This window comes from Streptomyces sp. NPDC046909 (assembly GCF_040644695.1).
Classification (GTDB): Bacteria; Actinomycetota; Actinomycetes; order Streptomycetales; family Streptomycetaceae; genus Streptomyces.
The window spans coordinates 547,037-559,306 of the sequence record NZ_JBEYXC010000002.1 but is presented as its reverse complement, the minus strand read 5'-3'; the positions used below and the strand labels follow the sequence as shown (position 1 = coordinate 559,306).

Genomic DNA, 12,270 nt, shown 5'->3' with positions numbered 1-12,270 from the left:
GTCAGGTCGGGTTTTGGCCGTCCGGGGGCGGTTCGCGCCGGGCGAGTCCGGGATGCGGCCGTGCTCCGGCGCAGGTCGCGACCGGTCCGGCCGAGATGCGGTTCTCCCCGGCTCAGTCCGCGCCCGACGTCATCCCCCGCCCCGCAGCCGCGGCGCCCGGGCCTCCGCGTCCACCGGTCCCGCGCCGCGCTCCACGTCCTCCGCCAGCCCCCGGGCCCATCCGGCGAGCCCGGCCAGATCCATCCCGTACGGCCGCGCCGGCCCCGTACCGGCGGCCCACTCCTCGACCGCCGCGGCCCCTCGCCGCAGCAGCCGCGCCCCGCCCGTGACATTCCCCCGGGCCGCGTGCGTGAGCCCCACGGCGAGCTGGGCGAGGCCCCGCCACAGCGTCCGCTCCTCCTCGGGGCCCGACTTCCAGGCGTCCTCGAAGACCTCGTGGGCGTGGAACGGCTTCCCCGCGTCCAGCAGCTCCTGGGCCTCGGCGACGGACTGCTCCGGGGTGCGGACGACGCCCTCCGGCTGCCGCTCCACCCCGTCCGCGCCGTACGGAAGGGGCCGCCCGAGCCCGTCCCGGGGCCGCGCGTTCCGCGCCCGCCCCTCGCCGTCCCGGTCCCGAGCGCCGGTCCGTCGTCCTGAGGAAGTACCGCCCATACGCCCATTGTCCCGCGCCGCCCGGGCCGTCTTCGAAGCAGCCCGCCCCGTGGGGTAAAGTTCTCTTCGCGTGATCACGCGGTTCACCGCGCGAAACGCACCGGGACGTGGCGCAGCTTGGTAGCGCACTTGACTGGGGGTCAAGGGGTCGCAGGTTCAAATCCTGTCGTCCCGACGGTGCGAAGGGTCTTCACAGGCAGCAGCCTGTGCGGACCCTTTCGCGTACCCGGGGCTGGTGGACCGCGAGGCCCCTGCTCGCGCCTCCCGGCTCGTTGTTGTGCGTCGGCCGTCGGCACGCCGCACGGACCATCCTTGACGTCACGGAAAGCACACGGTTAACGTCACAACGCATCGAGCCCGAAGGCCTGTTGGGAGGAGCTGCCGTGACGTTCACCGTGCACGGCACCGCCGTCCGCCTCGTCGGCCTCGACCGGGCCCAGCGTCGCCACATCGACCTGCTGCGCGTCTCCGGCACCCTCTGTAGCGCCTGACCCCGGCCGCCGTCCCTGACGTACGGCCGCCGCTTCCGTATGCCCAGTCGCAGCTCTTCAAGAGCTTCCGCACGCATCGCCGCGCGGCGCCCCCGCGTCCGTCCGCGCACCTCCGACCCCCCCCTGATCCACAGGAGTCGACATGGCCGCCACCACGACCGCCGCCCGCAAGAACGCCGTAGCGGCGAACGGCACGAAGGAAGCCGAGCCGCTGCTCGCCACCGCGCCCGACCCCCAGCCAGGGCTGCGTGAATACCTGGAGGTCAAACGGGCCGCGCTGCTCGCGAAGCGGGAGGCGCAGGAGGCGGCCCAGTTCACCGAGACGCAGAAGCTGAGAGCCCGTACGAAGGCCGAGGAACGCAGTGGTGTACGGCGGATACGCATCCGGCATCACCAGATCCTCAGCGACTCCCCGCTGGACTTCGCCGGCTACGACCTCGGCCCCGCCTCCCCGGAGATCCAGCTCGGTGTGCTGTCCAGCTGCCTCACCCACGTCTTCCTCATCCAGGCCGCCGACCTGCGGATCCCCCTGGACTCCCTGGAGGTCGAGGTGCAGGCCGACCAGCACCCGCGGGCCGGGCAGCCCGGCTTCGAGGACGTGCCGATCTATCCGCACAACATCTCGTACACCGTGCACATCACCTCGCCCGCGGGCAAGGACCGCATCCGCGAACTGCACGAGACGGTCGAGCGCAAGTGCCCGATCTACAACCTCCTCATCAACCCGCAGTCCGTCACCGGCCGCGTCGTCCTGACCGGCAGTCCGGAGGAGATATGAGTCCGGAACGGGTGCGGCCGTGCCCGCGGTGACGCTGATCACCGGCGCCGCCTCCGGGATCGGGGAGGCGGCCGTCCGGCTGTACGCCGGGCGCGGTCACCGGGTCGTCGCGGTCGACGTCGACGAGGCGGGACTGGCCCGGCTCGACGCCCTGGACGGGGTGGTGACACTCGCCGGGGACGTGGCGGACGAGGCGACGAACACGGGCGCCGTGGCCCTGGCCCTCGACCGGTTCGGGCGGCTGGACGCGGCCGTCCTCAACGCCGGGATCGGTGGCGCCGGGCCGCTGGAGTCGCCCGGGGCGATCGAGCGGTTCGACCGGCTCTTCGCCGTCAACGTCCGCTCGGTGGCCCTCGGGATCAGGGCCGTCGTCCCGGCGCTGCGCGCGGTCGGCGGGGGCGCGATCGTCGCCACGGCGTCCGTGTCCGGGCTGCGCGGCGACCCCGGCACCTGGGGCTACAACGCGACGAAGGCGGCGGTCATCAACCTCGTACGGGCCGCCGCCGTCGACTACGCGGCACAGCGCATCCGTATCAACGCCATCGCACCCGGCCTCACCGACACCGCCCTCACCGCGGGTCACCTGGACACCCCGGCCCTCATCGAGCGGATCCCCCTCCACCGCTGGGCCGGTCCCGACGAACAGGCGGAGGTGCTCTGGTTCCTGACCTCGCCGGCCGCCTCGTACATCACCGGGGTCACCGTCCCGGTCGACGGCGGGCTGAGTGCCAACGGGGGGATCCTGCCGCCGCCGAGCGGAAGATGAGGCAGGTTTCATGCTGCGTACATCATTCGGGCGCCGAACGCTCTTGACCGGCCGGGAAGTTGATGTTCCCATTCTGCCAGTGCGTTCATCCCGGCCCGCGAGCCGGCGACACCCTCAGGAGGACGGCGTGGCATCTGCCCTCGTGCTGTGCTCCCGGCGCCACGTCGATCTGCTGCTGGTCTGCAGCTGCCTCTGTCACGGCTGATCTCTCTCCCGCGCCTTCCACTTTCACCCTTCACGCGGCCGCGTGCCGACGGCAGGTCCAGCCTGTCGCGGTCCGCCGCGTGTCCGTCCGCAGCGACGTTCCATGGCGATGTCCCATGGGGAAGCAGAGACCAGTCATGACACAGCACAGCTCCGTCAGACCGTTCCGGTCCGTCCGTCCCGGCCTCGGTGCCCTGTCCCTCGGGACGGCCTTCCTGGTGGCCCTGACCGGATGCACCAGCACCAAGGACTCGGCGGGCACCGGCGGCACGACGATCACCGTCGGTACGACGGACCAGGTCACCAGCCTCGACCCGGCGGGCGCCTGGGACGCGGGCTCCGGGACCATCGAGAGCGAGGTCTACGCGACCCTGCTCAGCGTGAAGAACGGCGACACCGAGGTCTCTCCGGACCTGGCCACCGGAATCGAGCTGACCGGGCCCAAGGAGTACACGGTCACCCTCAAGAAGGGTCTGAAGTTCGCCAACGGGCACCAACTGACGTCCTCCGACGTCAAGTTCAGCTTCGACCGCACGCTGAAGATCGCCGACGAGAACGGCCCGTCGTCGCTCCTGTACAACCTCGCGTCCGTGGCCGCGCCGGACGCGACCACCGTTGTCTTCACCCTCAAGTCGGCCGACGACACCCTGTTCCCGCAGGTGTTGTCGACCGCCGCCGGTTACATAGTCGACGAGCAGGTCTTCCCGGCGGACAAGATCCTCGACGACAAGTCGATCGTCGCGGGCAAGCCCTGGAACGGCCCGTACGGCATCAAGAGCTACGACAAGAACTCGCTGGTCTCCTTCACCGCCAACAGTGCCTACAAGGGCCAGCAGGGCACCCCGAAGAGCGAGAACGTCCAGCTCAAGTACTACACGGACGCCAGCAATCTGAAGCTCGACGTCCAGCAGGGCGCCATCGACGCCGTCTACCGAACCCTCACCACCGCGGACCTCGAGGACCTGGGCAAGCAGAAGGACATCAAGGTCCACACCGGCTCCGGCAACGGCATCCGGTATATCGTCTTCGACTTCACCACCCAGCCGTACGGCACCAAGACCAAGGACGCCGACAAGGCGAAGGCGCTGGCCGTGCGCCAGGCGGTCGCCGACTCCGTCGACCGGTCCCAACTCGCCCAGCAGGTCTACAAGAACAGCTACCAGCCGCTCTACAGCTCGGTACCCGACGGCCTGACCGGCGCCACGCCCTCCTTCAAGTCCCTCTACGGCGACAAGAAGGGCGGCCCCGACAAGGCCACGGCCGCGGCCCGGCTGAAGGCGGCGGAGGTGAAGACCCCGGTCACCCTCAACCTCCAGTACAACAGCGACCATTACGGCTCGTCCTCGGCGGACGAGTACGCGCTGGTCAAGAGCCAGCTCGAAGCGACCGGCCTCTTCAAGGTGAACCTCCAGTCCACCGAGTGGACCCAGTACGGCAAGGACCGCATCAAGCACCAGTACCCGCTCTACCAACTCGGCTGGTACGCGGACTACTTGGACGCCGACAACTACCTCTCGCCCTTCTACTCGGCCAACAGCTGGGTCGCCAACGGCTACGACGACTCCGCCGTCCGCGAGCTGATCACGAAGGAGGAGACGGAGACCGACGCCGCCAAGCGCACCGAACTGCTGCAGCAGGCGCAGGATAAGGCCGCCGCCCAGGTGCCGCTGCTGCCCCTGCTCCAGGGGTCCACCGCGATCGTCACCCGCACCGACGTCAGCGGTGTGCCGGACGAGCTGACCAGCGCGTACACCTTCCGCTGGGCGGGGCTCGCGAAGAAGTGAGCGCTCCCGCCCAGGAGACGGCCCCCGGCGCCGTCGGCAGCCCCGCCGACGGCGCCGCCGGGCACGGACTGGCCCGCTATCTGCTGGTCCGCTTCCTCCTCATCATCCCGACCGTGTTCATCCTGGTCAGTCTGGTCTTCTTCCTCATGCGCGCCACCGGCGACCCGATCAGCGCCGCCTTCGGCGACCGGCTCACCCCGGATCAGCTCCAGGAGAAACTCCACCAGGCGGGCTACGACCGGCCGTTGCTCACCCAGTACCTGGACTACCTGAAGTCCCTGGCGACCGGCGACTTCGGCCGGACCGTCACCGACAACCAGCCGGTGACCCACGTCCTGGGCACCTACGGCGCCGCCACCCTCGAACTCGCCTTCTACGCCCTGCTGGTGGCCCTCGCCGTCGGCGTCCCGCTGGGCATGCTGGCGGCCTCCTACCGGGACCGCGCACCCGACGCGGCCCTGCGCCTGTTCGCCGTCCTCACCTACGCCACCCCCGTGTTCTTCGTGGGGCTGCTGCTGAAACTCGTGTTCGCGATCCAGCTCGGCTGGCTGCCCGCATCCGGTCGGGCGAGCACCGACGTCCAGCTCTTCCTCCAGAACCAGACCAGCACGACCGGCATCTACCTCGTCGACGCGCTCCGCAGCGGGAACGGCACGGCGATCGCCGACGTCCTCCAGCACGCCGTACTCCCGGGCGTGGCCCTGGGGTTGCTCGTCGCCGGCATCCTGCTCCGCCTCGTGCGCACGAACCTGATCGGCACGCTGAACACCGACTACGTCGAGGCGGCGCGCTCGCGTGGCGTCGCCCCCTTCCGCCTGGTCACCCGGCACGCCACCAGGCCCGCACTGATCCCCGTGGTCACCGTTCTGGGCCTCCAGGTCGCCGGGCTGCTCGGCGGCGCGGTGCTGACGGAGAAGACCTTCGAATGGAAGGGCCTCGGCTTCGAACTCGCCTCCTACCTGACGGCCCGTGACTTCCCCGCCGTCCAGGGCATCGTGGCCCTGTGCGCCGTCGTGGTCGCGGTGACGAACTTCCTCGTCGACGTCGTCGCGGCCCTCATCGACCCCCGAGTGAGGTACTGAGCCGTGGCACAGGTTCTTCCACGACGGCTCCCGCTCCCGATCCGGGCGAGTGCCGGCGCGCAGCGGGCGATGCTGGTCACCGGGGCGGTCCTGACCGCGCTGTTCCTGCTCACCGCACTGGCGGGCCCGCTCCTCGCCCCCTACGACCACGCCCAACTCCGCGACGCGGGCGGTCTGTTCGGCTCGCAGCAGGCGCCGAGCGGCGACCACCCGCTGGGCACCACCATCGCCGGCTACGACGTGCTGTCCCGCACGGTGTGGGGCGCCCGCACCGCACTGGAGATCATCCTCGCCGCACTGCTGCTCTCGGTGGTCCCCGGCACGGTGCTCGGGCTGGCCTCCGGCTATCTCGGCGGCCGACTGGACCGGTTCCTGGTGGGCCTCGCCGACGCGCTCTACGCGTTCCCGCCGCTGCTGCTCGCCATCGTCATGTCGATCGTGATCAGCGGCGGACAGTCCAGCCTGACCGGCGGTCTGGGCGCGGCGGCCTGCGCGGTCGCCGTCTCGTTCGTCCCGCAGTACTTCCGGGTCGTACGGGCCGAGGTGATCCGCGTCAAGGCGGAACCCTTCGTGGACGCCGCCCGGGTGATCGGCACCGGGACCTGGCGGATCATGTTCCGGCACGTGCTGCGCAACTCGGTGCGCACCCTGCCGCTGATCTTCACCATCAACGCCTCGGAGGCCATCCTCACCCTCGCCGGGCTCGGCTTCCTCGGCTTCGGCATCGAGCCCAACTCCGCCGCCGAGTGGGGCTACGACCTCAACCGCTCGGTCGCGGACGTCACTTCGGGTCTGTGGTGGACCGCGATCCCGCCCGGCCTGGCCATCGTGCTCACCGTCCTCGGCACCACCCTGCTCGGCGAGAGCCTCACCGACCTGGCCGACCCCCGGCTGCGGCGCCGCGCCACGACCACGGCTGGAGGCAAGGGCGATGACTGACCTGCTGCGCATCGAGGACCTGCACATCACCTTCGCCACCGATGCCGGAACGGCCCCCGCCGTGAAGGGAGTCAGCCTGTCCGTCGCCCCCGGCGAGGTGCTGGCCCTGGTCGGCGAGAGCGGCAGCGGCAAGACCGTGACCGCCCGATCGGTCCTGGGCCTGCTGCCCGCCACCGCGACGGCCCGCGGCCGGGTGCTCCTCGGCGACGGCACCACCGAACCGGCCGAGGACGTGCTCACCGCGTCCCCCGTCCGGCTCCGCCAACTGCGCGGCACCCACGCCGCGATGGTCTTCCAGGAGCCGTCCACCGCCCTCAATCCGGTCTTCACCATCGGCTGGCAGCTCACCGAGGGCCTGCGCGCCCACGGCCACGGCGGCAGCAAGGCCGAACGCCGGGCCCTCGCCGTCGAATGGCTCGACAAGGTCGGCATCCCGGACCCGGCCACCCGCGTCGACCACTACCCCCACCAGCTCTCGGGAGGCCAGAAGCAACGCGCCGTCATCGCCATGGCCCTCGCCCTCGGCACCCGGCTCATCGTGGCCGACGAACCCACCACCGCCCTCGATGTCACCGTCCAGGCGGAGATCCTGGAACTCCTGCACCGCGTCCGCACCGACTTCGGCACCGCCGTCCTCCTCATCACCCACAACATGGGCGTGGTCGCCGACCTCGCGGACCGGGTGGCCGTGATGAAGGAGGGCGAGATCGTCGAACAGGCCCCGGTGCGGGAGCTGTTCGCGGCGCCCTCACACCCGTACACCCGCGATCTGCTGGCCGCCGTGCCGGTCTTCGGCGAAGGCGGCCACGACCGCACGCCGGCGCCCGAGCCGGAGGACGCGCGGCCGGTCGTCCGGGCCGCCGGACTGGTCGTCGACTACCCCGGGCGGCTGGGCCGGAAGGGGTTCCGGGCGGTCGACGGCGTCAGCTTCGAGATCCGGCCGGGAGAGGTGCTCGGGCTGGTGGGGGAGAGCGGCAGCGGCAAGACCACCATCGGCCGGGCGATCGCCGGGCTGACCCGAGCGAGCGGTGGCCGACTCGACGTGTTCGGGGAGCCGTTGGACCGTCGGCGGGCCGCACGCACCCGGACCGGCCGCATCGGCTACGTCTTCCAGGACCCCGCGACCAGCTTCAACCCCCTGCTGACCATCGCCGACAGCATCGCGGAACCGCTGACCGTCCACCGGCGCGAACTCGGCGCCGAGGCGATCCGCGCCCGGGCCGAGGAACTGCTGGACTCCGTCCACCTGCCCCGCGCCTACGCCGACCGCTACCCGCACGAACTCAGCGGCGGCCAGCGCCAGCGTGCCGCCCTGGCCCGCGCACTCGCCCTGCGGCCCCCGCTGATCATCGCCGACGAACCCACCTCGGCCCTCGACGTGTCCGTCCAGGCCAAGGTGCTGGACCTCTTCACCGAACTCCAGCGGGAGCTGGGCTTCGCGGCGCTGTTCATCAGCCACGACCTCGCGGTGGTCGAGCAGGTCACCGACCGGGTCCTCGTGCTGCACCGGGGCCGGGTCGCCGCTTCCGGCAGCACGGCCGACGTGCTGGGCGATCCGCAGGACGACTACACGCGGCGCCTGGTCGCCGCGCTGCCCGTCGCGGACCCGGTACGGCAGGCGCGCCGGCACGTCCCGTCTCTCGACGCTCTCGACGAAGGAGTGACCAGCGCATGACCGACACCTTGTCGGACCTGGTCCGCCAGGTACTGACCAGCACCCCGGTCTTCGACGGCCACAACGACCTCCCGGTGGCACTGCGCGTGCGCTCCGGATACAGCGTCGAGGGCCTCGCCGACGGCCGCCCGGACCTGCACACCGACCTGCCCCGGCTGCGCGCCGGAGGCGTCGGCGCGCAGTTCTGGTCGGTGTACGTCTCCTCGAAACTGCCCGAACCCGAGGCCGCGGTGGCCACGCTGGAGCAGATCGACGCCGTCTACCGGCTCGTCGCCCGCTACCCGGACACCCTGCGCATCGCCTACAGCGCCGCCGACGTCGAGCGGTCGGTCGCCGACGGCCGGATCGCCTCCTTGCTCGGCGTCGAGGGCGGCCACAGCCTCGCCGAATCCCCGGGCGTCCTGCGGTCGTTCGCCCGGCTCGGGATCCGCTATGTGACCCTCACCCACAACGACAACACGGCGTGGGCGGACTCGGCCACCGACGAGCCCGCTGTCGGCGGCCTCAACGACACGGGCCGCGCGATCGTGGCCGAACTCAACCGCACCGGTGTCCTCGTGGACCTCTCCCACGTGGCCGAGTCCACCCAGCGCGCGGCCCTCGCCGCCACCACCTCCCCGGTCCTGTTCAGCCACTCCTCCGCCCGCGCCCTCAACGACCATCCGCGCAACGTCGGCGACGGCGTCCTGGAGTTGCTGCGCGACAACGGCGGTGTCATCCAGCTCACCTTCGTCCCGTACTTCGTCTCCGCCGACGTCGCCGAATGGGCGCGCGAACTCCAGGCCGAACGCGAACGCCTGGGACTGCCGGCCCACGCCTGGGCCTGGCCGCGCGCACCCCGCCCCGGCGAGGACGCGGCCCAGGTCGCCGCCGAGCTCGCGCGGGCGTTCGACACCCCCATCGACGACCGGCTGCGCCGCTGGACCGACGCACACCCACGGCCCGAGGTCACGGTCGCCCAGGTGGCCGATCACATCGAGCACGCCCGCGAGGTGGCGGGCGTCGACCACATCGGCCTCGGCGGGGACTACGACGGCATCGACCATCAGCCCACCGGCCTCGCCGACGTCTCCGGCTACCCCGTACTGCTGCGTGAACTCGCCGACCGGGGCTGGTCCCGCACCGACCTGGAGGCGCTGACCGGCCGCAACGTCCTGCGCGTCCTGCGCGAAGCGGAGGAGCGGGCGACCGAGCCGCTGTGGCCCACGGCCCCGCTGCGGTGAGGGCGAGGTGAAACGCCCCCGCCGGTGGGCCGACGCCCTGCTTTCGTGGACACCGGGACTCCTCGCGGTCGGCTGCCTGTACGGGCTGCCGTGGCCCGAGCCGGAGCGCCCGCCGGAGACGGTCGGCCTGCCGCCGTCCGGTCACCCGGAGTGCCCGGCCGGGCACATCCCGCCGACCGAGGCGGAGCGGCAGATCTGGGCAGGCCTGGACCTGCGGGCCTGAGGAGCGATCCGCCCGAAGGCCCCTAGCGGTGTGGATAGCGCGCCGTCACGTCCCCCAGGTACCCCCGCAGCATCACCTTCGCCTCCTCCAGCAGCGCCGCGTCCCCCGTCCGGTCCCGGCGGAACGCCTCCTGGGCCAGGGCGTCCGCGGCCAGCATCGCCGCGAGGCACGTGCGGGCGAGGGACTCGTCGTCCTCGGCGAGGTCGAGGGCGAGGAGGATGCGGCGGATGCCGTCGGCCATGCGGCGCTTGTGCTCGCGGTCGGCGGCGCGGGTCTGTTCGGTGAGGCCGCTGCCGAACCAGAGGGCGCGGAAGCCGTGTTCGGTGCGGTAGATCGCGGCGAAGGAGTCGACGAGGACACCGACCGGGTCGTCCCAGCGCTGGGCGGCAGCGGCGCCGACCAGGTCGTCCATCGCCGCTTCCAGCTTCGCGAAGTACCCGGCCGCGAGGGCCTCGATGATCGCGCCCCGGTCCGGCAGATACTGGTACAGCGAGCCGACCGACACCCTCGCCTCGGCCGCGATCCTGGTCGTGGTGAGCGCCTCGACGCCCTCCTCGACCAGCACCCGCTCGGCGGTCTCCAGGACCCGCGCCAGCCGGGCCTTGCTGCGGGCCTGCTGGGGCGTACGGCGCAGGGAGGCGACCCCCGCCGCCCGGTCGGCGTCCGCGGTGGGTTCGGTCACGCAACAACCTCCGAACGTGAACGTGACTTTGTTTCACGTTTAGGTTAGCGTCGCGCGCATGACCGACTCAAGCGCGGCGTGGCGCGAGGAGCGGGCCGCGGTGGCCGACGCCTGCCGTCGGCTGGGCGCCGAGGGACTGCTCATCGGTACGGCCGGGAACGTCAGTGTGCGCGTGGACGACCGGGTCGCCATCACCGCAACCGGCGCGGTCCTCGCCGGCCTCACCCCGGACCAGGTGACCGTCGTCGACCTCGACGGGAAGGTCGTCGCCGGAACCCTCCGGCCGACCTCCGAACTGGACCTGCACCTCGGCGTCTACCACCGCTACGGCACCGGAGCGGTCGTCCACACCCACGCGCCCATGGCGACCGCGCTCTCCCTCGTCCTCGACGAACTGCCGTGCGTCCACTACCAGTTGCTCACCCTCGGCGGCACCGTCCGGGTCGCACCGTACGCCACCTTCGGCACCCCCGAACTCGCCGAGTCGGTGCTCACCGCGCTGGAGGGCCGCGGCGGGGCGCTGATGGCCAACCACGGCGCGGTCACCCACGCGCAGACGCTCGACAAGGCGGTCGAGCACGCGCTGTTGCTGGAGTGGGCGTGCGGGGTGTACCAGAGCGCGGCGGCCATCGGGCGGCCCCGCGTCCTGGACGAGCGGCAGCAGCTCGCGGTCATCGAGGCCGCCATCGCGCGTGATTACGGCACCACACAACCCGTACCACCCGAGCAGGAGGGAAACCGATGAAGGTCGTCACGATGGGCGTGCACGTACTGGACGTGCTGGTGCGGCCGGTCGAGGCCATACCCGAGGGCCAAGGGGCCACCCTGGTCGAGGACATACGGATGACCGCCGCCGGTACGGCCGCCGGTACCGCCCTCACCCTCGCCAAGCTCGGCGCGTCCGTGCGCACCGCCGGCGCGATCGGCACCGACCCGACCGGCGACCTGCTGATCCAGCTGCTCGACCGGGCCGGGATCGACACCGGGCTGCTCGTCCGCCGCATCGACACCTCCACCTCCGCGAGCGTCCTGCCCATCCGCCCCAACGGCGACCGGCCCTCCCTCCACCTCCTCGGCGCCAACATCACGTACGGCCTCGACGACGTCCCCTGGGACGCGGTCACCGAGGCGACCCATCTCCACCTGGGCGGCCCGGAGCTGATCGGCGCCGAGGTCGCCGCGCGCATCCTGGAGCACGCCAAGGAGCACGGTGTCGTCACCTCCGTGGACCTTCTCGCCCCCGGGGAACTCGGCACCTTCGACCAGATCGAGCCGCTGCTCCCGTACGTCGACTACCTCCTGCCCAACGACGACCAGGTGCTCGGCTTCAGCGGCGAGGACGACCTCGTGACCGGCGCGAAGAAGCTGGTGGCCGCCGGGGCCGGGCTCGTCGCCGTCACCCGGGGTGGCGAGGGGGCGCTGCTGGTGACCGCCGAGGGCACCGAGCCGGTCCCCGCCTTCGAGATCGACGTCGTGGACACGACCGGCTGCGGCGACGCCTTCTCGGCCGGGTTCCTGCGCGGCATCAGCCTCGACCGCACGCCGCGCGAGGCCGCCATTCTGGGCAGTGCGGCGGCGGCGCTGGTCGCGCAGGGGCTCGGCAGCGACCACGGGGACTTCGACCTCGCCGAGGCCGACGAGTTCTCCATGACCGCCAAGGTGCGCGCCTGAGGTGAGGCCCGTGCGGGGTGGTCCGTCGCGCGGGACGGTCCCGAAGGTTGATAGACAGGGGACATGACCACCTTGCACCTCCGCCCGGCCGGGGGCGTCCG

The 12,270-nt window shown here is 71.8% G+C and carries 12 protein-coding genes and 1 tRNA gene; 11 read left to right on the top strand and 2 right to left on the bottom strand.

Going from position 1 to position 12,270, the window contains the following annotated elements; genetic code table 11:
- Positions 1-129: 129 nt before the first annotated feature.
- The gene (locus ABZ928_RS06800) at positions 130-651 is read right to left on the bottom strand and encodes a DUF309 domain-containing protein (RefSeq protein WP_361515495.1); all 522 of its coding nucleotides are present in this window, start codon (positions 649-651) and stop codon (positions 130-132) included.
- A gap of 101 nt (positions 652-752) precedes the next feature.
- Here ABZ928_RS06800 and ABZ928_RS06795 point away from each other — a divergent pair.
- The 9 genes from ABZ928_RS06795 to ABZ928_RS06755 all read left to right on the top strand — a co-directional run bounded on the left by ABZ928_RS06795 (position 753) and on the right by ABZ928_RS06755 (position 9,816).
- Positions 753-826: transfer RNA gene (locus ABZ928_RS06795), tRNA-Pro, on the top strand.
- Positions 827-1,284: 458 nt separating this feature from the next.
- On the top strand, positions 1,285-1,920 hold the full coding sequence (locus ABZ928_RS06790; protein WP_361515493.1) for an OsmC family protein: 636 nt from the start codon (positions 1,285-1,287) through the stop codon (positions 1,918-1,920).
- A gap of 19 nt (positions 1,921-1,939) precedes the next feature.
- Entirely contained in the window at positions 1,940-2,686 is a 747-nt protein-coding gene (locus ABZ928_RS06785; protein WP_361515491.1) for an SDR family oxidoreductase, read from the top strand.
- Between the two features lie 341 nt (positions 2,687-3,027).
- Positions 3,028-4,674 carry an ABC transporter substrate-binding protein gene (locus tag ABZ928_RS06780; RefSeq protein ID WP_361515489.1) on the top strand — a complete coding sequence of 549 codons (1,647 nt, stop codon included), beginning with the start codon at positions 3,028-3,030 and terminating at the stop codon, positions 4,672-4,674.
- Positions 4,671-5,756 carry an ABC transporter permease gene (locus ABZ928_RS06775; RefSeq protein ID WP_361515487.1) on the top strand — a complete coding sequence of 362 codons (1,086 nt, stop codon included), beginning with the start codon at positions 4,671-4,673 and terminating at the stop codon, positions 5,754-5,756. Before ABZ928_RS06780 ends, ABZ928_RS06775 begins: the two co-directional genes overlap by 4 nt.
- Positions 5,757-5,759: 3 nt before the next feature.
- Positions 5,760-6,695, top strand: a complete 936-nt coding sequence (locus ABZ928_RS06770) for an ABC transporter permease (protein ID WP_361515485.1) — start codon at positions 5,760-5,762, stop codon at positions 6,693-6,695.
- A complete protein-coding gene (locus ABZ928_RS06765) occupies positions 6,688-8,370 on the top strand; it encodes an ABC transporter ATP-binding protein (protein ID WP_361515483.1) in 1,683 nt (560 codons plus the stop codon). Before ABZ928_RS06770 ends, ABZ928_RS06765 begins: the two co-directional genes overlap by 8 nt.
- A complete protein-coding gene (locus ABZ928_RS06760; protein WP_361515481.1) occupies positions 8,367-9,593 on the top strand; it encodes a dipeptidase in 1,227 nt (408 codons plus the stop codon). Before ABZ928_RS06765 ends, ABZ928_RS06760 begins: the two co-directional genes overlap by 4 nt.
- 7 nt (positions 9,594-9,600) lie before the next feature.
- A complete protein-coding gene (locus ABZ928_RS06755; protein WP_361515479.1) occupies positions 9,601-9,816 on the top strand; it encodes a DUF6059 family protein in 216 nt (71 codons plus the stop codon).
- 22 nt (positions 9,817-9,838) lie between these two features.
- Here ABZ928_RS06755 and ABZ928_RS06750 read toward each other — a convergent pair whose 3' ends face one another.
- Positions 9,839-10,498: a TetR/AcrR family transcriptional regulator gene (locus ABZ928_RS06750; protein ID WP_361515478.1), complete on the bottom strand. Its 660-nt coding sequence runs from the start codon at positions 10,496-10,498 to the stop codon at positions 9,839-9,841.
- A gap of 58 nt (positions 10,499-10,556) precedes the next feature.
- Here ABZ928_RS06750 and ABZ928_RS06745 point away from each other — a divergent pair, with 58 nt between their 5' ends.
- The gene (locus ABZ928_RS06745; protein WP_361515476.1) at positions 10,557-11,243 is read left to right on the top strand and encodes a class II aldolase/adducin family protein; all 687 of its coding nucleotides are present in this window, start codon (positions 10,557-10,559) and stop codon (positions 11,241-11,243) included.
- On the top strand, positions 11,240-12,169 hold the full coding sequence (locus ABZ928_RS06740; RefSeq protein WP_361515474.1) for a carbohydrate kinase family protein: 930 nt from the start codon (positions 11,240-11,242) through the stop codon (positions 12,167-12,169). The genes ABZ928_RS06745 and ABZ928_RS06740 overlap by 4 nt, the downstream gene beginning before the upstream one ends.
- Positions 12,170-12,270: the final 101 nt, after the last annotated feature.